Annotated in this window: 14 protein-coding genes and 1 pseudogene; 2 read left to right on the top strand and 13 right to left on the bottom strand. The window is 68.8% G+C overall.

What is annotated here, in order from left to right:
- Positions 1 to 654: 654 nt before the first annotated feature.
- The 8 genes from QPK32_RS01405 to proV all read right to left on the bottom strand — a co-directional run bounded on the left by QPK32_RS01405 (position 655) and on the right by proV (position 10658).
- Positions 655 to 2754 (bottom strand): TonB-dependent receptor, encoded by a 2100-nt coding sequence (locus QPK32_RS01405; protein WP_290410993.1) that lies wholly within the window; start codon positions 2752 to 2754, stop codon positions 655 to 657.
- A 56-nt stretch (positions 2755 to 2810) separates the two neighbouring features.
- Positions 2811 to 4166: a DUF3526 domain-containing protein gene (locus tag QPK32_RS01400; RefSeq protein WP_290410992.1), complete on the bottom strand. Its 1356-nt coding sequence runs from the start codon at positions 4164 to 4166 to the stop codon at positions 2811 to 2813.
- On the bottom strand, positions 4163 to 5593 hold the full coding sequence (locus QPK32_RS01395; RefSeq protein ID WP_290410991.1) for a DUF3526 domain-containing protein: 1431 nt from the start codon (positions 5591 to 5593) through the stop codon (positions 4163 to 4165). Before QPK32_RS01395 ends, QPK32_RS01400 begins: the two co-directional genes overlap by 4 nt.
- A complete protein-coding gene (locus QPK32_RS01390; protein WP_374046681.1) occupies positions 5590 to 6324 on the bottom strand; it encodes an ABC transporter ATP-binding protein in 735 nt (244 codons plus the stop codon). The genes QPK32_RS01395 and QPK32_RS01390 overlap by 4 nt, the downstream gene beginning before the upstream one ends.
- Before the next feature lie 366 nt (positions 6325 to 6690).
- Positions 6691 to 7029, bottom strand: coding sequence for a hypothetical protein (locus QPK32_RS01385; RefSeq protein ID WP_290410989.1), 339 nt, complete (start codon positions 7027 to 7029; stop codon positions 6691 to 6693).
- 216 nt (positions 7030 to 7245) lie between these two features.
- Entirely contained in the window at positions 7246 to 8295 is a 1050-nt protein-coding gene (gene proX / locus QPK32_RS01380) for a glycine betaine/L-proline ABC transporter substrate-binding protein ProX (protein WP_290410988.1), read from the bottom strand.
- Positions 8296 to 8313: 18 nt separating this feature from the next.
- Complete coding sequence (gene proW / locus QPK32_RS01375; protein WP_290410987.1) at positions 8314 to 9426, bottom strand: glycine betaine/L-proline ABC transporter permease ProW; 1113 nt, start codon at positions 9424 to 9426, stop codon at positions 8314 to 8316.
- Positions 9423 to 10658: a glycine betaine/L-proline ABC transporter ATP-binding protein ProV gene (proV, locus tag QPK32_RS01370; RefSeq protein WP_290410986.1), complete on the bottom strand. Its 1236-nt coding sequence runs from the start codon at positions 10656 to 10658 to the stop codon at positions 9423 to 9425. Before proV ends, proW begins: the two co-directional genes overlap by 4 nt.
- A gap of 681 nt (positions 10659 to 11339) precedes the next feature.
- Here proV and QPK32_RS01365 point away from each other — a divergent pair.
- Positions 11340 to 12542, top strand: coding sequence for a hypothetical protein (locus QPK32_RS01365; RefSeq protein WP_290410985.1), 1203 nt, complete (start codon positions 11340 to 11342; stop codon positions 12540 to 12542).
- A gap of 15 nt (positions 12543 to 12557) precedes the next feature.
- Here QPK32_RS01365 and QPK32_RS01360 read toward each other — a convergent pair whose 3' ends face one another.
- Positions 12558 to 13010, bottom strand: coding sequence for a DUF6640 family protein (locus tag QPK32_RS01360; RefSeq protein ID WP_290410984.1), 453 nt, complete (start codon positions 13008 to 13010; stop codon positions 12558 to 12560).
- 257 nt (positions 13011 to 13267) lie between these two features.
- Here QPK32_RS01360 and QPK32_RS01355 point away from each other — a divergent pair, with 257 nt between their 5' ends.
- A complete protein-coding gene (locus tag QPK32_RS01355) occupies positions 13268 to 15472 on the top strand; it encodes an OsmC domain/YcaO domain-containing protein (RefSeq protein WP_290410983.1) in 2205 nt (734 codons plus the stop codon).
- Positions 15473 to 15547: 75 nt separating this feature from the next.
- On the opposite strand, the gene QPK32_RS01350 is transcribed toward QPK32_RS01355, so the two are convergent.
- The 4 genes and pseudogenes from QPK32_RS01350 to QPK32_RS01335 form a co-directional block, all read right to left on the bottom strand.
- Complete coding sequence (locus QPK32_RS01350; RefSeq protein ID WP_290410982.1) at positions 15548 to 17776, bottom strand: molybdopterin cofactor-binding domain-containing protein; 2229 nt, start codon at positions 17774 to 17776, stop codon at positions 15548 to 15550.
- Positions 17773 to 18235 (bottom strand): annotated as a pseudogene (locus tag QPK32_RS01345) ((2Fe-2S)-binding protein). Before QPK32_RS01345 ends, QPK32_RS01350 begins: the two are co-directional and overlap by 4 nt.
- On the bottom strand, positions 18232 to 19512 hold the full coding sequence (locus QPK32_RS01340; protein ID WP_290410981.1) for a cytochrome c: 1281 nt from the start codon (positions 19510 to 19512) through the stop codon (positions 18232 to 18234). The pseudogene QPK32_RS01345 and the gene QPK32_RS01340 overlap by 4 nt, the downstream one beginning before the upstream one ends.
- A gap of 62 nt (positions 19513 to 19574) precedes the next feature.
- Complete coding sequence (locus tag QPK32_RS01335; protein WP_290410980.1) at positions 19575 to 20690, bottom strand: alkene reductase; 1116 nt, start codon at positions 20688 to 20690, stop codon at positions 19575 to 19577.
- Between the last annotated feature and the right edge of the window lie 2 nt (positions 20691 to 20692).

Raw genomic sequence — 20692 nt, 5'->3', positions numbered from 1 at the left:
GCATCCGTAATGGGGTGCCGTTTCAATCATGGTGGCGCGGCGTGTTCTGCGACACTTGCCGCCGTGGTGCGACCGGTTTCCTGGGCGGCCTCAACGGCGCGCCAATCTCTCCTTGTGCAACAGTGTATTGCCGAGACCGACGTTCCGGCCAGCGGTCGAGCCTGCCAGGCCATCCCTGCGGCCGCTACGGATCATGCGAAGGGGATGCCCGCCGACCGTGAACGTGGAATGGCCGCGGTCCTCGGCTCGGCGAGCGCCCGTGACGATGCCGGTGCCGCCGACGGGCGAAGGACAACACCCGACATGACCCGTCAGCAGCGCGCTGGCGAGGTGATGAGGCAGGTGAACAGAAGCGGCGACAGGGTGCATCGGTATCGGGCTGTTTGGTAACATCCTATATCACGAAAGATATAGCGCTAACATCAACAGTACCGAGTCTGGCCGATTTGCATTCTTGTGTCAATTGCATTGCGATACGGCACGTAGAAAGTTCGCGCACGCCGGTTCCGGCCAGCAGGGCAGTGGCGGCCGACAGACGGTCAAAGCTCGCCTTGGCGAGCTTTTTTTAAGGAATATTTCTTGGCGTTACGTCACCCCGGGCAGGTGGTCGGCGCATCACCGCCCGCCGCCCACCAGCCCGGCCCGCTTCGCCCATCAGAAGTAATAACGCAACGACGCACCCCCCTGCGTCCGCGGCACAGTCGACACCAGCAGCCCTGTCGCGGTGCCGTAGGCGATATCGCTGGCAAACTCGTGCGGCTGCAGCGTGAAGAAGACGGAACCCTGCAGCTTGCCGACGTCGTAGGTCGCCTTCACGTCGTAGCGCACGAAGGTGGGCATGTCGCGCCGGGCCAGCGGGCTGCCCATGTAGTAGGGGTTGCGCGCGGTGACGTACACGTCGCCGTTCACCGTCAGCATGCCGGGACCGAGGGCGCCGCGATGCTGCGCGCCGGCTTTCCACGTATGGGCGGGTACGGAGAGCAAGGCACCCGCGCCGGGTGCCGGGTTGTCCAGCTGCGCGCGCAGGATGCGCCCGTAGCTCAGGTAGCCGCTCCAGGCGCGGCTGGGCTGGTAGCGCACGTCGAATTCGACGCCCCGCCTCGTCGTGCGGCCCGAGGCCACGTAGACGTCGGGTGCCGTGTTGACGATCTCGTCGTCGTTCTTGATGGCGTACACGGCCCCGGACATCGTCCAGTCCTCGCCCAGGCGCGCGTTGAAGCCGGCGTCATGCGAGCGGACCTTGCTCGGCTCGATGCCGGTATTGCTCCTGCCGCCCGGGGCGCCCAGCGGCCCCAGGCTGCCGCTGGCGCTGATCTGCTCGGCGGCCGGGGAGCGGAAGCCCTGCGCCACGTTGGCGAACAGTTCGAGGTCGGGCATCGCGCTCCAGATGGCGCCGTACTTGGGCGTGACGACCGAGCTGCGGTAGCCGGTGCTGGCCGCCGGCAGCTTCAGGTTGGCGATGTCGTAGTCGAAGCGGTCGTAGCGGATGCCGCCGTGCAGCTTCAGGACCGGCAGCACGCGGTACTGGGCCTGGGCGAACGCGCCGTAGGTGAGCAGGTCGAGGTCCTGGCTGTTGATGTAGCGTGCCGTCGGCTGGTAGGACTGGTACTGGCGGCGATAGGCGATGCCCTTGTCCTGGCGCGCCTCGACGCCCGCCGTCAGGATGCCGTCGGCGCCGACGGTCCAGGTCGTGCCCAGGCGGGCGCCGAGGATGTCGCGGTCGTCGTAGCCGTAGGTATGCAGCACGGGGCTCGTCTGGATCGCGCGGCTGCGCTGGAAATCCTCGGCATAGGCGGTGGCGAACCAGCCCGCTTCGCCGGACGCCGGGCGGCGGTTGAACACGACCGTCTTGCGGTGGGCATCGCCGAAGCCGGGCAGGCCGTACATGGTCGCATGCGGGTCGAGCCCGGCATCCAGCGCCGGCAGCGACAGGTAGCCGGCGCCGGCGAAGTCGGATTCGTAATAGCTCGCGCGCAGGCTGTAGACGCCGTCGCCGATGGTGGTGGACAGTTTCCAGAACAGGTTCGCGCGCTTGTTGTTGGCGCCATGGCGAAAACCGTCGCTGAGGTAGCGGTCGGCCACCAGCAAGGAGCGCACCTTGCCGTGGTCGCCCGACAGCACCAGCGATGCGCGCCGCCCGCCATAGCTTTCCAGCGTCAGCGCGGCGCTGGACGGCGTCTCCGCGCCGCCCTCGCGGGTGGCGATCGCCACCGATCCGGCGCGGTTCTGGTCGCCGAACAGGGCCGAGACCGGCCCCTTGATGACGTCCACCGTGCCGACCATGTCCGCCGTCATCCATTCGAGGAACGCCGGACCGTGTCCCGCGCCGCCCTGGCTGGACGGGATGTTCTGCGGCACGCCGTCGATGTGGATGGCCGTGTCGGCGCCGTGCGTGCCCTGGGTCGCGAAGCCGCGCATGCGGAAGCCGTTGCCGGTGTCGCCCTGGTCGATGTTGTGCGCGACGACGCCGGGCACCCGCTTGAAGATGTTGGAAATATCGCGGCCGACATCCAGCGTGGCGATGTCCTGCGCCGTCACGGTGGTCACGCTGCCGGGCAGGGCGCGCGCGCCGATGCCCGGCGCCGTGCGGTCCTCGCCGTCGCGGCTGCCCCTGACTTCGACGACGTGCGCAGTGCCGTCGGATGCAGGATCGTCGTCGGCGTGGACGTGGCCGGCGGCGCAGGCGAGAAGGGCGGCCAGGGGGAGCGCACGCATGCGCGCGGGCGGGAAGGTAAAGCGGGAAGGAAACGTCATCGGTACTCCGGGTGCTCGAATGGTTGAATGAGTCGGGTTGTCATTGGGCGGGAGCGCTAGGCCGCGCGCAGACGGCCAAGGCGCGCGATCCCCCATGCGAACACCAGCACGGACAGGGCGCACAGCGCGGCGATGCCTCCGGCCGGATACGCCGCGGCGGCGGGACGCGCATCATAGACGGGGCGGCGCGCGTAATCGGCTTGTCTGAACGGGCGGTCGCGGAAAAGGTAGGGGTAGTAGAATTCCCGGATGCGGCGGTGGAAGGCCGCGATGCGGTCCTGGTAGGCCAGTTGCGCCGGCAGGTCGGTAGCGGCCAGGCGATGCAGGATCGCCTGGGCGCCCACGCCGGGGAGCAGCCAGCCGAGTCGATCGCTCCAGGCCTGGCGCGCGTCCAGTCCCGCGCGGTAGTCGCGCGCCTGCGCCGCCACGCTCTCGTCGCCGACCTGGTGGAAGGCGAAATACCATTTCCAGTGGAAGCGCGACGGCAGCGGCGCCGTGTCCCGCCACTCCGGATGCCCGGCGAAGAACCTGCGCATCGTTTCCTCGCGCGGGATTTCCCATGCGCCGTGCACGGCCTGGCGTTGCGCCATCATCAGGTCGACGCCCTGGTGGACGGGAACGGCGCGTGTCAGCATCACGTTGGCCAGCGCCGGCAGCACCAGCGTCAGCACGGCCCAGGCGCCCATCAGGGTGGTCGCATTGGCCACCGAGCGCCAGCCGCGCGTGGCGACCAGCAGCGAGATGCCCGTCCAGAAGGCGATGTAGGCGGCCGTGGTAGCCAGCACGATGCCCGCAACCGCCACGCCGGTCGACGCGGCCACCATCCCGGCGCAGGCGGGCAGCGCCAGGCAGGCGAACACCAGCACGCAGCGCAGCAGCACGCGCCGGCGCCAGGCCCGCGCGCCATGCGGCAGCGCCAGCAGCATCCGCAGGCGCCCGGCCTGCCGTTCGCCCGACAGCACGTCGTGCAGCAGCGCGATGACGAACAGCGGCGCGAGATAGATCAGCACGAACGCGAAGTCGAACCGTCCCGCCAGCGCCAGCTCGGGATTGAACGTCTCGCCGTCGTACAGCTGTGCCTGCAGGCCGAGGGCCCGCACGCGCAGCACGTAAGGGGCGACGTCGCGCATGCCGATCGCGAGGAAGGCGGCGTCGGAAGGCGGGTCGGCCGTGGTGTAGAAGGTGTAGTAGGCGACGTCGCCGCCGTTGGGACTGTCGGCATGCGTGCGCGCCACGGCCGCGACGTCCTGCTCGTTCAGGGGGCCGACCCGGGCGATCGTCTGGCGCTGGCGCGCGACTTCGTGCAGCCCCGACCAGACGGCGAGCGAGGACAGCAGCAACAGCAGCAGGAGCGCCGCCGCCATGGGGCGCGAGCGCATCAGGAGGCGCAGTTCGAAGGACAGGGCGCTCATCGCACGGCCCTCCCCAGGCGTGCCGCGAGCCACCAGGCCAGCGCGGCGGCCGCGCCGATCCAGGCCAGCAGCACCAGGCCGGCCGGCAGCGCCTTGCGCAGGGTATCCGCCAGCGGCGTCGGGGCGTAGTGGAATTCCGGGAATGCCTTCCAATGGATGCGTGACACGCGGTTCTCCTTGTCGGGGTTGGTGTCGTCCGCATAGCGCAACTCCTGCGCCTGCAGACGGTTCAGTCCTTGCACGAGGTCGTAGCGATAGCGCTCGGCCTGGTCGAGGAAGCGGCGGTAGGCCGCGAGGTCGGTTCCGGATGCCGTCATCGAAAGCCGGCGCAAGGCCAGCGTGGGGCTGATCCAGCCGAACGCGTCGACCACGGCGCCCTGTCGCTCCTGGCGGTCGAACGCGGCGTCCGCATAGCGGCCGAACAAGGCGCTGGACTGGCGTTCGCCCTCGATCCCGACGAGGCCCTTGTAGTTGACCGGCAGGTCCTCGATACGGGACACGCCGTAGCGCTGCAGCAGGCCGGCACGGAAGGCGGCGAATTTCGGGTCGCCCGGATCGTGGGCGTTGCCCAGGGCCAGATAGTCGCGCTGCACGTTGATGTTGTCCTCGACACGGCTGGGCAGGACGACGACGGCGTTGGCCACGTCCGGCGCCCAGCGGGGCACCATGACGACCACGAGCGCCCATGCGGTCAGCAGCGCCAGCAATGCATCGCGGCCGCGCCGGCAGAGCGTGGACACCGCGACCACCGCCAGCGTCCACAGGGCCAGCCAGCCGGCGTAGGCGGCGCCGAGCAGGAGCACGGGCGGCCACGCCGCCTGGCCGCTCGCCGCCAGCCAGGCCAGCCCCAGCAGCGCCGGCGCCAGCGCCAGGCCGGCGAAGCCCGCCAGGGCAAGCCATTTGCCCAGCACGACGTCGCGGCTGCGCACGCCTTGCGCGAGCAGCACGCGCAGCGTCCCGGATTCGCGCTCGCGCGCCACCCCGGCATGGCCGAAGAACACGAGCAGCAGCGGCGTCAGCACCTGCAGCACGAAGGCGGGCGTGAGCTGGCCGAAGCGCAGCAGCAGCGAATGCTGGCGCACGTCGCCGAAGTTCGCGCTGTTCTGGCGGTGCCCTTCGAGGAACATGGTGTTGCCGGTATAGCCGTCGATGCCGGGATCGAACGCCGCCAGGGGATTGAGGGGGCGGAACAGGAAGTGGCCGAAGTGCACCATGCGGTGCGGATGGCGGTCCGGCTGCGCTTCGAACGCGCGGTTCGCCTCGGCCTGGTAATGCGCGCGCTCGGCGGCGACGCTGCGCTGGTGCTCGCGGGCGTTCAGGACGGCCAGCAGCGTGAGCACGACCAGCAGCACGAGGCTCGAGACGGCGGCGCGGTCGCGGAACAGGCAGCGCCATTCGTCGCGGGCGATGCGGATGGCGATGTTCATGCGGCTTGCCCTCCGTAGCGGCGGTGCAGGGACCGCACGTCGAAGCGGTCGGCGCCCGTCGCGGCCACTTCCTCGACCAGGCGCCCTGCGTCCAGGAAGCCGATGCGGTCGGCGACGTCGGCCGCGCCCAGCAGGTCGTGGGTGACCATCAGCACGGCCACGCCTTCGCCGCGCAGCACGCCGAGCAGGCGGTTGAATTCCGCCGTCGCCTGCGGGTCCAGTCCCGACGTGGGTTCGTCGAGCAGCAGGACGGGGACGCGGCGCGCAAGCGCCAGGCCGATCGCCACCTTCTGGCGCATGCCTTTCGAGAAGCCGGCGACACGGCGGTCGAACGCGTCCGCGGCCAGGCCCGCCGCCGCCAGCGACGCATCGATCGGCGCATCCGCCGCCGACTGGCCGGCGAGGGCGAGCAGGTAGGCGACGTTCTCCCGCGCGCTCAGGTGTTCGTACAGCGCGACGTTTTCCGGGATGTAGGCGAGGCGCCGGCGCGCTTCCTCGGGCGACGCGGCCGGGTCCGCGCGGTGCACCCGCACCTGGCCGGCGGACGGGGCGACGAAGCCCAGGAACAGGCTCAGGGTCGTGGTCTTGCCGGCGCCGTTCGCGCCGAGCAGGGCGTAGATCTCGCCGGCGCGCACGTGCAGGTCGAGGCCGTGCAGGATGGTCTTGCGGCCGTAGCCGGCGACGACGCCTGTCGCTTCGAGGACGGCGTCGGTGTGGGTTGCAGTAGTCAAGCAGGTCTCCATGTCGAGAGTCGGTAGTGGGATGCGGTGGCGGGATGACGCCGCTCGCGTGGCGGGGCGGCCGCGCCGTCGGCAAGGACGGGCGCGGCGATGCAGCGCGCCGTGCTGGCGCGCGATGGATCGAAGCTCATCGTGTTCAGGCGTTGTTGGTGCGCGCGAAGACGCACCCGATGCGCCGTGCGGCGGCGCGTCGGGTCATGCGAATGGGGGGCACCGCCTGGATGTCCGGCACGAATGCGCAGGCGAGCGGCCACCGTCCGGTTCGAGGGCGAACCGTAACGGCGGCAGAAGGCCTACGAGCGGTGCTCGTACTGGAACGGCGCGAGCGTCAGCGCCGGCGAACCAGGGTGGTGCGGATCAGGAAAGCGAGGAGAGGAGCGATGGCGGCCCTTGGCCGGGCGGCATCAGGTAGGCGGGCGCAACGACGACGATGGGAGCAGGCGCACGCGCGAGCAGGTAGACGGCTGCAAGGAAGACGGCGAGCAGCAAGGGCGGCGTGGCCGGGACATCTCCCAGTACCGGCGCCGCCGTATGGCAGGCCGCGCAATGGTGCTTGACCTTGCCGTCCTCATGGTGGTGCGCGGCGGCGGCCACCAATTGGAACGCGAACAGGGCGATGCAGGCCATCACCACGAAACGGGTCAGCCGCGACAGGGCGCGTGCAGGCGTGACGGCTTGTTCGATGGCGAGATGCATGGCCCGTTGATGGAAAGACGCAGGCGCGCGAAGCGATGAAGTCGCTTCAATGTGCGCGCAAGCAGTATGCGACGATGACGTACGGCTGTCGGTTCGGCCTTCGTGATGCAAAGGCATTGCCAAATCATAGCGCATCAACGACATGATGGGCAAGACAAGACCGCCGCCGCGCGCGTGCATGGAACGGCTCGCGTCGGCGAGCCATCCGGTCGCGCATCAGCGCCGCGCCGCCGCCCGCGCCTGCGCGATCCACCCGTCGAACAGCTGCTGGTGAAACTTGATCCACCCCGCCGTATGCCGCGCGATGTCGGCCTGCGTGTTCTCCCCGCTGCGCATGCGCTCGTTCTGCGCATTGATGTCCGCGATCGGCAAGCGCATGACCTCGAACAGCTTGACGGCCGCCGGATTCTTTTCGGCCCAGGCGCGGTTCACGACGATGCGCGTCGTGTTGACGGAAAAGCCGTAGTCGCTGCCGTCGGCGAGCCGGGTATTGGCGTGCTGCGGGTTCGCCGAGAACGGCACCTGCAGCCACACGACGTCCTTGCCCGGTACCAGCACGCCGCTGACCCAGTAGGGCGTCCACGTGTAGTACAGGATCGGCTCGCCGCGCTGGTAGCGGCCGATGGTGTCGGCGATCAGCGCCGTATAGCTGCCCTGCACGTGCTGGACGGTGGCGCGCAGCTGGTAGGCATCCATGTGGTGTTCGATCATCGCCTCGCAGCCCCAGCCCGGATTGCAGCCCGTCAGGTCGGCCTTGCCGTCGCCGTCGTGGTCGAACAGCCTGGCGATCTTCGGGTCGCGCAGCTGGGCGATATTCGTGATGTGGTACTTGTCGGCCGTCGCCTTGTCGATCAGGTAGCCTTGCGCGGCCGGGCCGGCATAGGCGCCCGTGCGCAGCAGCTTGGCGTCGCCGCCCGCGTGGTCGTAGTAATCCTGGTGCAGCGGGTCCCAGTGCACGGCCAGGAAGGTCGCGTCGCCGTTGGCGATGGCGATGTGGGCGGTCGGGTAGTCGACTTCCTTGATCGGCTGCGGCGCGTAGCCCAGTTGTTCGAGGGCGCGGTCCACGAGCATGGTCTGGAACGTCTCCTCGCCGATGGGGCTTTGCAGTGCCTGCACCTTGACGCCCTTGCCGGGCAGGGCGGCGTCCGGCGTCTGCGCCATGGCCACGCTGGTGGTCAGGACGAGCGCGAGGAGCGCCAGGACGGAGCCGAGCTTGAAGTTGCGCTGCGCTTTCTGGGTGATGTGGTAGTGGTCGAGTCGATGCATGAAGATCCTTTTTCTTGTTCATTCGGTGACGGGCGTGGTCGGCGCGGCCGCTTCACGGCGTTCCTGGCTGCCGCGCACCAGGCGCAGGATGAAGCCGGCGGGTCCCGTCTGGTACCAGTGGCGCACGCCGCGGCGCGGTTGGCCCATCGCCTGCGTCAGGCGGTCCAGCGTGATGGCGAGCAGCACGATGCCGAGGCCGCCCACGGTGGCCAGGCCCATGTCCAGGCGGCCGATGCCGCGCAATACCATCTGGCCCAGGCCGCCCACGGCGATCATCGAGGCGATGACGACCATCGACAGCGAGAGCATCAGCGACTGGTTGATGCCGGTCATGATGGACGGCATCGCGAGCGGAAACTGCACGCGGGTCAGCAGCTGCCAGGGCGAAGCGCCGTAGGCGCGGGCCGCTTCGATGAGGTCGGGGCGGACCTGGCGGATGCCGAGATCGGTCAGGCGCACCAGCGGCGGCAGGGCGAAGATGATGGTCACGATCACGCCTGGCGCATTGCCGATGCCGAACAGCATGACGACGGGCACCAGGTAGACGAAGGCGGGCGTCGTCTGCATGGCGTCCAGCAGCGGGCGCAGCATGTGTTGCGCGCGGTCGCTGCTGGCCAGGAAGATCCCCAGCGGCAAGCCGATCGCCAGGCAGAAGGCCAGCGAGGTCAGCACCAGCGACAGCGTGATCATCGCTTCCGGCCAGACGCCCAGCATGGAGACCACGAGCAGGGCCACCACGGTGCCGATGGCGAGTGCGCTGCTGGTAGATTGCCAGGCGAGCAGGCCGATGATGGCGATCACGACCAGCGACGGCGCCGCCTGCAGCAGGTGGGCCACGCCGTTCAGCGTGGCGTCGATGGGCGCGCGGACGGCCTGGAAGAACGGACGGAAGTGCTCGACGACCCAGCCCAGGCCCTCGTTGATCCAGGATTGCAGCGGCAGGGCGCCGTCGACGATGCGCGTCAGGTCGACGCCGCCGGCGTGCGCGGGCGTGGCGGCCGGCGCCGCCGCGTCCAGCCAGGACGTGTCGGCCGGCGGGGTCGGCAGCCATGGGTTGGCCTGGGTCGCTTGCTCGACGGCCGGCGCTGCCGGCGCCGCCGGGGTTGTGGTGATGGCGGTAGTTGGATTCATGCTTGTCCTTTCTGTGTGTGTTGCTCGGCAATGGCTGGCGTGTCGCGGTCGAGGAACTTCAGCAAGGTGGTCTTGCTGATGGCGCCGCGAAAGCTCCCGTCGCCCGCCACGACAGGGACGGCATACGGCAGCTGCGCCACCTGGCCGAACAGGCCGGCGACGGGTTCGTCGGCACTGATCGCCTGCACGTCCGGCAGGTAGGCGTGCGCGAGGCCCAGCGGACCCGTATGGCCTTCCAGCGCGGTGCGCAGCGAATCCACCGACACCAGGCCGAGGAATTTGTTGGCCGGCGTGACGACGTAGGCGTACGCGCGGTCCTGCTCTTCCAGCATCGACAGCGCGGCGCGCGAGCCGCGGGTCGGCGATTCCGACACGACGATCTGGCTCCTGCGGGCGATATCGCCGGCCTTGAACACGGCCGCCGTGTCGACCCCGCGCACGAAGTTGCGCACGTAGTCGTTGGCGGGCTTGCGCAGGATGTCTTCCGGCGTGCCCACCTGCACCACGTGCCCGTCCTTCATGATGGCGATGCGGTCGCCGATGCGCATCGCCTCGTCGAGGTCGTGCGAAATGAAGACGATCGTGCGGCGCTTGATCTGCTGCAGGCGCAGCAGCTCGGATTGCATGTCCTTGCGCATGATGGGATCGAGCGCGGAAAACGCCTCGTCCATCAGCAGGATCGACGGGTCGCAGGCCAGCGCCCGCGCCAGTCCCACGCGCTGCTGCATGCCGCCGGACAGCTCGTCCGGATAGCTGGCGCCGTAGGCGGCCAGGCCCACCTGTTCCAATGCCTGCCGGGCCAGCGCATGGCGCTCCGCCTTCGGGATGCCGGCCAGCTCCATGCCGAATGCCGTGTTGTCGAGCACGGTCACATGGGGCAGCAGCGCGAACGACTGGAACACCATGCTGATGTCCTTGCGCCGCAGCGCGCGCAGCTGGGTGTCCGGCAGGGTATTGATGTCGTTGCCGTCGATGAGGATGCGGCCCGCCGTCGGCTCGACGAGGCGGTTCAGCATGCGCACCAGCGTCGATTTGCCGGAGCCGGACAGGCCCATGATGACGAAGATTTCTCCCGCTTCGATGGTGAAGCTGGCGTCGTAGACGCCGATGGTGCATTCGGTGCTGGCCAGGATGTCCTGCTTGCTGGCTCCTTGCCGGACGAGCACCAGCGCTTCCTCGGGCTGGTCGCCGAATACTTTGAAGACTTGGTCGATGACGATTTGTTTTGCCACGTGATGGTTCTCCTTCGGTTTGGCGGTGCCATGACGCTCCGCGGCCGACCGCTCGATGGGAGCCGGTCGAACCGGCGCCATCGTCGATGCGATGGCGCGGCGGCGCATGCGAGCGGCAAACGGCGGCGAAACACGCTCGTTCGGCAGGCGCATGCCGGTGGCAGGGCGTCATGTGCGCGTCGAAAGAGGCTGGGTTTCAGGACTTTCGACCACGCGGGCGCCATGTAAAAAATGGCGCCAAGGTGTTTGACGAAGCATTCGAAGAAGACTTCGCCAAGCGATTAATGATGTGGGCGCAGGGCCCGAGAATGATTTCCCGTTCACTGCCGGGAAATCGTGCGCGAATGCTCCCGCTGTTCGATGGTGCGGTGTGCATCCCGTGCTGGAAGCCGGCCGAGGCCAGCTCCGGGGTGGGTTGCTATTATAAAACAAACATCTACATTTGTCCAAACTTTTCTGAGGCGGTAGAATAACCGGCCGTCGCATCCCGTACAGCGCCTCCCGCGCCCCGGCTCCGCCGTCCCCATGGCCACGTTCCCGCATGGCTTGTCGTTGCCGTAATGCTATCCGCCGATCCCCGACCCTTACCGATATGGAGGAACACCCGATTTGAGTTTGCACATCCGTACACTTCCCCTTGTTTCCACTTCAATCACGACGTGTGACACAGAAAGACGCCGCATGCACCCGCTACGCGGCTTGTGTGCCATCCTGGCGGTCGCCGGCGCACTGGCCGGCACGCCCGTCCACGCCCAGGAAACATCCGCGTCGCCGCTGACGGTGGGCGGGGCGATACGCTTCAATTACGTCCACAAGAGCTGGCAGGACGACTATCGCAGCGGCTTCTTCGGCCTGGATACGGCGCGCGTCGACCTGAACTACGACGACGGCAGCCTGATCGGATCGGCCCAGTACCGCTACAACCGGTTTCCGAAAGGGCAGGGCGGCTACTGGCAGCATTTCCTGCATCATGGCTGGGTCGGCATGCGTTTCGCCGACAAGAGCGAAGTGCACGTGGGGCTGGACCAGAACCTGTTCGGCCTCCAGCCGCTGGCCTCGAACAACTTCTACGAATCGATCGCCTTCTATGCCGGCTTCGAAGACAAGTACGACCTGGGCGTGACCTATAAAAGCCGTCCCGGCCCGTTCGAATGGCAGTTGGGCTTCTATCCGCGCGATGGCGGCTCCTACGGCGGCGGCGGCAACACGGCCGGCGCATCGAACCGCTACTCCTACAACATCGTCCCCGACGACGACGCGCACGGCTACGGCACGGGCCAGCATGACCGCGAGCGCGACACGCTGATCGCGCGCACGGCCTGGCATGTCGGTCCCGGCGGACGGCACGAGGTCGGCCTCTCCGGCTTGACGGGGACGATCGACAACGGCAGCGGTACGGATACCCGGCGCCATGCCGTGGCCGTTCACTACCGGGGCACGGTCGGCCCGTTCAAGCTGATGCTGGAATCGCTGCGCTATCGCTACCGGACCGCGCACGGTCCGACCCAGACCTACGGCGGCCTGGACCCCAACAGCTTCGTGATGCTGGGCGGATTCGGCTATCCCTATCCGGTGGCGGCGAACGGCGACATCCATATCGCCAACGTCAGCTACGACATCCCGGGCCGCCTCGGCCCGTTCGGCGGCTTCAGGCTCTACAACGACTACAGCGTGCTGCACAAGCGCACGCGTGGCTACAAGGACTCCGTGCAGAACGTGACGGGCGTGACCTTCTCGTCCGGAAAGTGGACGTTCTACATGGACTTCATGCTCGGCAAGCACCACCCCTATCTGTCACCGGACGGCGGCGGACTCGCGTCGACCTCGGCCGCGCACGACGGTTTCACGCGCAGGATCAATCTGCAGGCGGGGTATTACTTCTAAGGCAACGCCAGGCTTTCAGCGCCGCGCCTTCGTCGCCAGCAGGTAGCCGATGCCGGCCAGCGCCAGCCCTGCGAGGGAGAACGGCAGCTCGTTCATGCGCACGCCCGCCACCCTGGGGGCAAGCCTCGGGTTTTCCGCCTCGATGCCCCTGGCCCCCGGATAAAGGAACGCCAAGGCCTGCGCGCCGAAGAACAGTGCCGGCATCAAAGCGCCCAGCGCCGTATTCACGCGCGCCTCGAACGGCTGGCGCGCGAGGAAGTACAGGCCTGCCGCGCCCGTCAAGCTGGCGAGGCTGATGGTGATTCCGTCGTGGAACTTCGCGTGCGGCGGCCAGGTGGGATTGAACATATGCGTCCTGTTCATGTCGGCCGCCCAGGCACTTGCCGCGACGATCACGTTCGCGGCATACAGGGCTTTCAGTCCGGCATGCGATCCAGCATGCGGCGTGGCGGGAAGGGGAGCGTGCATGCTTTCTCCTGTCGTCGATGAAACGGTGCCGTCATGCGCCTGCATGGGGCGATGGTCGCCGCAGGCAGGACGGCGAGGCGAGCCATCGCACGGCGGCGTGGACACGCCAGCATCCGCTATTTGCCCGGCGGCGTGCGCACGGTTGGCGTCCGCGCCGGGGAACGACCTGCGCTAGCCGCCGATCGCGCCGTCCGGCTTTGATCCGGCGACGAGTCGTGGCATACTGGCCGGCTTTTGTATTGCAGGCGAGTGCCATCATGGAAATCAAGGTCAACTTTCTCGACAAGCTGCGTCTCGAAGCCAAGTTCGACGACTTCACGGTCATTGCCGACCAGCCGATCCGCTACAAGGGCGACGGCTCGGCGCCCGGTCCTTTCGATTACTTCCTGGCCTCGTCGGCCCTGTGCGCCGCGTACTTCGTGAAGCTGTACTGCGATACGCGCGACATCCCGACGGAGAACATCCGCCTCTCGCAGAACAATATCGTCGACCCGGAAAACCGCTACCAGCAGATCTTCAAGATCCAGGTCGAGCTGCCGCCGGACATCTCGGAAAAGGACCGCCAGGGCATCCTGCGCTCGATCGACCGCTGCACGGTCAAGAAGGTGGTGCAGGCGGGCCCGGAATTCGTGATCGAGGAAGTCGCGAACCTGGACGCCGATGCGCAGGCGCTGCTGACGCTGCAGCCGGCAGAGGGCGCCCATACCTACATTCCGGGCAAGGACCTGCCGCTGGAGCAGACCATCGCCAACATGTCGGGCCTGCTGGCGAACCTGGGCATCAAGATCGAGATCGCGTCGTGGCGCAATATCGTGCCGAACGTGTGGTCGCTGCACATCCGCGATGCGCATTCGCCGATGTGCTTCACCAACGGCAAGGGCGCGACGAAGGAAAGCGCGCTGGCGTCGGCCCTGGGCGAATACATCGAACGCATCAGCAACAACCACTTCTATGCCGGCGCCTACTGGGGCGAGGAATTCGCCAACGCGCCGTTCGTGCACTATCCGAACGAGCGCTGGTTCAAGCCGGGTCCGGACGATGCCGTGCCCGAGGAGATCCTCGACGCCTACTGCATGGCGATCTACGATCCGGACGGCGAGCTGCGCGGCTCGAACCTCGTCGACACCAACTCCGGCAACGTGGAGCGCGGCATCGTGTCGCTGCCCTTCGTGCGCCAGTCGGACGGCGAGACCGTGTACTTCCCGTCCAACCTGATCGAGAACCTGTATGCCAGCAACGGCATGAGCGCCGGGAACACGCTGGCCGAGGCGCAGGTGCAGTGCCTGTCCGAGATCTTCGAGCGCGCCGTCAAGCGCGAGATCCTGGAAGGCGAGATCGCGCTGCCGGACGTGCCGCAGGACGTGCTGGCGAAATACCCGGGCATCGTGGCCGGCATCCGGGGCCTGGAAGAGCAGGGCTTCCCCGTGCTGGTCAAGGACGCGTCGCTGGGCGGGCAGTATCCGGTCATGTGCGTGACGCTGATGAACCCGAAGACGGGCGGCGTGTTCGCTTCCTTCGGCGCGCACCCGAGCTTCGAGGTGGCGCTGGAGCGCAGCCTGACGGAACTGATGCAGGGCCGCAGCTTCGAAGGCCTGAACGACCTGCCCCAGCCCACGTTCGAGAGCAACGCCGTCACCGAGCCGTACAACTTCGTCGAGCACTTCATCGATTCCAGCGGCGTCGTGTCGTGGCGCTTCTTCAGCGCCAGGGCCGACTACGACTTCGTCGAATGGGATTTCACCGCCGAGGGCGAGAACGCGAACGCCGAGGAAGCGGCGGCGCTGCTGGGCATCCTGGCCGGCATGGACAAGGAAGTCTACGTGGCCGTCTACGACCAGCTGGGCGCAACGGCCTGCCGCATCCTGGTGCCGGGGTATTCGGAAGTCTATCCCGTCGAGGACCTGGTCTGGGACAACACCAACAAGTCGCTGCTGTTCCGCGAAGACATCCTGAACCTGCACCGCCTGGACGACGATGCGCTGGCCGCGCTGCTCGACCGCCTGGAGAACAACGAGCTGGACGAGTACTCGGACATCGCCACGCTGATCGGCATCGAGTTCGACGAGAACACGGAATGGGGCCAGCTCACCGTGCTCGAACTGAAGCTCCTGATCAACCTGGCCCTGCAACGCTTCGAGGACGCGCACGACCTCGTCGGCGCCTTCCTGCAGTACAACGACAACACCGTCGAACGCAAGCTGTTCTACCAGGCGATGAACGTGGTGCTGGAAGTGGTGCTCGACGAGGAGCTGGAACTGGACGATTACGTCGTCAACTTCCGCCGCATGTTCGGCGATGCGCGCATGGACGCGGCGCTCGGCTCGGTGGACGGCAGCGTGCGCTTCTACGGCCTCACGCCGACCAGCATGCAGCTGGAAGGCCTGGACCGCCATCACCGCCTGATGGACAGCTACCGCAAGCTGCACGCGGCGCGGGCGAAGGCGGCTGCGGCAGCGCGCTGAAGCTTGTTGAAATAACTGGCAAAAACCGTCGCCCCGGCGCAGGCCGGGGCGACTTGCTTGTCCCGCACCCCGCGCTCAGCGGGCCTGCCCCAGCAGCGGCAAATCATGCCGCCGGATGCCGGTCGCCTGCGCCAGCGCATTGGCCAGCGCCGCCGCCATCGGCCCCTGGGCCGCCTCCGCCACGCCCAGGAACGGTTGCCCCGGCTGGTCCAGGATGTCGACGTCGATGTTCTCGGGCACGCGGGAAAAGCGCAGGATCGGATAGCTGCTCCAGTCGAAGCTGCCGATGCCTTGCGGGCCGTAGCGCAGGTGTTCGTACAGCGTCCAGCTGGACGACTGGATGATCGCCCCCTCGAGCTGGTTGCGCGCGCCGTCCGGGTTGACCACCTGGCCGCAGTCGGCGGCGCAGGAGACGCGCAGGATGCGCACGTCGTTGCGGTCCGGGTCGTATTCCAGCTCGACGGCGATGGCGACGTAGGCCATCAGGTTCTTGTACTGGCCGAAGCCGAAGCCGACGCCGCGGTTGCGCGCCAGCCTGGCGCCGGGCTGCCAGCCGAACATCTCGGCGGCGCGCCGCACCACGGCCTGCGCGCGCGGCTGGCTGGCCAGGTGGTCGATGCGGAACCGCACCGGATCGACGCTGGCCAGTTGCGCCAGCTGGTCGAAGGTGCTTTCGATCGTCACGATGTTCAGGTGCGCGCCCAGCGAACGCATGGCCGAGGTGCGCAGCGGCGTCACGGGCAGGAAGTGGTTGACCACGTGGGCGTTCGGGATATCGTACAGGGGCAGCGCGTTGCGGTCGCCGCCGCCCTCGGGCTGCAGCATGGGTTCGGAGGGCGAGGGCGCGATGGGCTTGGCGAGCAGCCAGGCCGGCACCAGCTTGCCCGCATTGCCCGGACGCTCGTTGTGCGAGCCGCTCCACAATTCGTACCGCCACTGGTCGACGCGCCCGTTCGCGTCGAGGGTCGCATGCACGTTCGTCACCATGGCCGGCGCATACGGCTCCCACAGGTTTTCCTGGTCGCGCATCAGCTGCACGCGCACCGGCGTGCCGGGAACGGCGCAGGCCAGCAGGGCCGCGTCGGCCGCGACGTCGTCGGCGCCGTTCTGGCCGTAGCATCCCGACCCTTCCGTGTGGATGCAGCGCACCCGCTCGATGGGCATGCGCACCAGCTCCGCCAGCGCCGCGCGCAGCGGATACACGCCTTGCGTGTGGGTCCAGATCGTGAGGACGCCGTCGGCCAGGTGGCCTACCGAGCACGAAGGGCCGATCGCGCCGTGCATCACGTACTGCTTGGTGTAGCGCGCGGCGACGCCGCGGCCCGCGCTCGCGCGGATGCGGCCGCGGTCCAGGATGACCAGGTCTTGCGCCGGCAGGTGTTCCAGCGTCGCGTGGATATCCTCGGGCTTCGGCAGCACCGTGCCGCCTTCCCAGCGCGCTTGCGCCGCCAGGGCGTTCATCGCGCTCACCGCGCGCCATTCGTCGTCCGCCAGCACGGCCAGGTAGCTGCCGTCGCGCACGACATGGCGCACCCCGGGCAGGCGCCGCACCGCCGCCAGGTCGGCCGCGGCCAGGCGCGCGCCCAGGCGGGGCGGACGCACGACGCGCGCATGCAGCATGCCGGGCAGGCGCATGTCCTGCACATAGGCGACGCCCCCGGTTACCTTGGCCGGGATGTCCACGCGCGGGACCGGCTTGCCGATCAGGCGGTAGCGCGCCGGATCGCGCAGGGGCGACGTGGCGGTGGCGCTGCGGTGCAGGCCGGGCGTGCGCAATCCCTTGACGGCCTCGCCGTAGTGCATGCTGCGGCCATCCGTGGCGACGGCGCGTCCGGCGCGCAGCACGACGCTGTCCGCATCGACTTGCCACTGCGCGGCCGCGCCGGCGCGCAGCAGGGCCGCGACCTGGGCGGAGGCGTGCAGCAGGGCGGTGCCGCCGTCGGCCACGCTGTGGCTGCCCGCCGTAAAGCCTTCGTTGGGCGTGAGCAGGGTGTCGCCGGCGATGAACTGGATGTCCGCCGGCGCCAGCTCGAGCTGTTCGAGGGCGATCTGCATCATCGCCGTGCGCAGCCCGGTGCCCAGTTCCACCTTGCCGCTGCAGACGGTGACCTTGCCGTCCGCCGCCACGCGGATCCAGGCGTCGAGCATCGGCGTGTTCTTCAGGCTGCCGGGCAGGCGCGCATCGACGAGCGGCGGCAGTCCCAGCGCATTCAGTTCCGCATGCGCCGCCGGCAGCAGCGAGAAACCGAGTACCAGGGCGCCGCCCTTCAGGATCGCGCGGCGGTGCATGTCCGGGCCGCTCATGCCTTGCCTCCGTCCGCCACGTCGCGGATCGCCGCGAGGATGCGATGGTGGGTGCCGCACGGCACAGGTTCGGCTGCATGTGCTTGCGGATCTGGTCGTCGGTGGGATGCGGTACCTTGTCCAGCAGGGCCTGGGCGCGCATGATCATGCCGGCGATGCAGTAGCCGCACTGCGCCGCCTGGTGCTTGATGAAGGCCGCCTGCAGCCGGCCCGGCTGCTGCGCCGTTCCCAGGCCTTCCACCGTGCGCACGGCGCGGCCTTCGAGCGCGCCCAGCGGCGTCACGCAGGAAAACACGGGTTTGCCGTCGACGATGACGGTGCAGGCGCCGCACTGGCCCATGCCGCAGCCGAACTTGGCGCCGTTCAGGCGCATCTCGTTGCGCAGCACGTACAGCAGCGGCGTGCCGGGTCGGATTGCAGGGCTTGCGCCTTGCCGTTGAGGGTGATGCGGGTACTCATTGCTGGTTCTCCTTGCGCGCCTTGGCGCTGGTGGCGGCGACGTCGTTCCAGGCCGGCTTGGCGGCGATGCCGGTACGGACGTAGGCGGCGAGCTGGGCGATCTGCTGGTCGTCGAGGGTGTCGGCGAACGGCGGCATGTAGACGTTCGACCCGCTCTCCCACGGGATGCCTTGCAGGACCGTCTGCACGAAATTGGCGGGATCGCTGCCCAGCACGGCGCTGCTGCGCGCCAGCCCCGGGCGGTCCGCGATGCGCATCATCGGCGCCTGCGCCGCGTGGCAGCCGGCGCAGGCCGCGGCGAACAGCTGCGCCCCTGGGCCTTCGCCGGCAACGACGGCAGCGGCAGGCCTGGTCGCAGGCGCGGGGGCCGGCTTGGCCTGCGGTGCAACCTGGATCGATATCAGGTAGGCGGCGATCGCCTCCACGTCCTCGCGCGGCACGCCTGCAAGGCGCTCGGTCACGGGACGCATCGGTCCCTTCGCCGCGCCGTGCCCCGGCGCGAGGCCGCCGCGCAGGTATTCGACCAGGTCGGCCTGCGTCCAGGGCGCGTCGCCCGCAGTCAGGCGCGTCAGCGCGGGCGCATTCCAGCCGTCGATGCGGCCGCCCTGGAACGCGGGCGAGCGCTCGCCGCCCATCAGGTTCAGGCCGCTGTGGCAGGACGCACAGTGGCCGAGTGTATCGACCAGGTAGCGTCCCCGCTCGATGGGCGTCGCCTGCCGCGCCGGGATGTCGCTGCCGCCGGGGCGCAGGTACAGCATGTTCCAGAACGCGAGCACGGGACGGAAGCTCAGCGGGAACATCAATTCGTTGGCCGGTGCCGGAGCGTGCACGGGCGTGCGCGTCATCAGGTAGCGGTAGGCCAGCTCGATGTCGTTGTCCGACATGCGCGTGTAGTGGATATAGGGGAAGGCCGGGTACAGCAGGTGGCCGTCGCGCGACGTGCCTTCGCGCAGCGCGCGCCGGAACGCGTCGAGCGTCCAGCGGCCGATGCCTGTTTCCGGGTCGGGCGTGATGTTGGTGCTGTAGATGGTGCCGAACGGCGTGCGCAGCCCGAGTCCGCCCGCGTAGGCGGGGCCGTCGCCGGCCGTGTGGCACACCATGCAGTCGCCCAGCGCGACGACGCGCGCGCCGGCGGCCAGGACTGCCGGCGGAGGCGGCGCCGGCGGCGCGTCGGCGGGCGCGATCGGCGCCGCCCGGGTCCAGGCGTACAGGCCGCCCAGCGCGGCGGCGGCGATGGCGGCGACGGCAGCGCCGCCGAAGAGAGTCCGCAATTGCATGGTCGTTCCTCGTGATCGGATAAGCGATTGTCGCGAGCGGCGCCTGTCGGCGTCTAGCTATCTCAAAGGATACGAGGGCGCGCACCGTCCAGTGTCGGATAATCCAGGTAGCCGGCCGCTCCGCCGCCGTAGAAGGTGAACGGATCGGGCTCGTTGTAGGGCCCGCCCTGGCGGATGCGCGCGACCAGGTCGGGGTTGGCGATGAAGCGCCGGCCGAACGACACCATGTCCGCGCGGCCCCGCGCCAGCAGCGCGGCGCCGCTGTCCGGATCCAGGCCCCCGTTGGCGATGATCGCGCCGTTGAAGTTGGGGCGCAGGATGTCGAGGATGCGTTCCATGTCCGGCGCGCCGCCCCAGGCATTCGTGTCGGCCGCGTGGATGTAGGCGATGCCGGCGCCGTCCAGCAGGCGTGCCACGCAAGCGTACGTCGTTTCCGTATCGGGATCGGGCGCGTTGTTGTAGGCGGCGAACGGCGACAGGCGCACGCCAACGCGGCCGGCCGGGATCTCTTCGAGGACGGCCCGCAGCACCAGCTCCAGGAAGCGCACCCGGTTGGCGAGGCTGCCGCCGAACGCGTCGTCCCTGCGGTTGGTGTGGGGCGACAGGAATTGCTGCGGCAGGTAGCCGTTGGCGGCGTGGATCTCGACGCCGTCGATGCCTGCCTGCGCCGCATGCCGCGCGGCGCTGCGGAAGGCGGCGATGGCCTGGTCGATGTCGGCCGCCGTCATGGCGCGCGCCGGCGAGGCGGCGATGCGTGTGTAGAAGCCATTGGCGAGCGCGCCGTAGGCCTGCAGCAGGTGCAGGTCGTCGTTCACGGCGGACGGCGCCAGCGGCGCGCGGCCGTCCAGCAGCGCGTAGGAGCTCACGCGGCCGCTGTGCCACAGCTGCGCGAACAGGGTGCCGCCGGCGCCATGCACGGCTTCCATCACGCGGCGCCACCCGCGTATCTGGGCCTCGTCGTACAAGCCCGGTGCCAGTTCGAACGCGGCCGAGTCGATCGACACGTTGGTCGCTTCGCTGACGATCAGGCCCGCGCCGGCGCGCTGCGCATAATAAGCGGCGGTGTCGGACGTCGGTATGCCGTCGCGGCCGGAACGCGCGCGCGTGACGGGGGACATGGCGATGCGGTTCGGCAGTATCAGGTCGCCGAGGTGGATGGGGTCGAACAGGTTCGTCATGG

Source organism: Massilia sp. YIM B02763, from assembly GCF_030412015.1.
Taxonomy (GTDB): domain Bacteria; phylum Pseudomonadota; class Gammaproteobacteria; order Burkholderiales; family Burkholderiaceae_D; genus Telluria.
The sequence above is the reverse complement of the archived record's forward strand: the minus strand, read 5'-3'. Positions and strand labels throughout refer to the sequence as shown.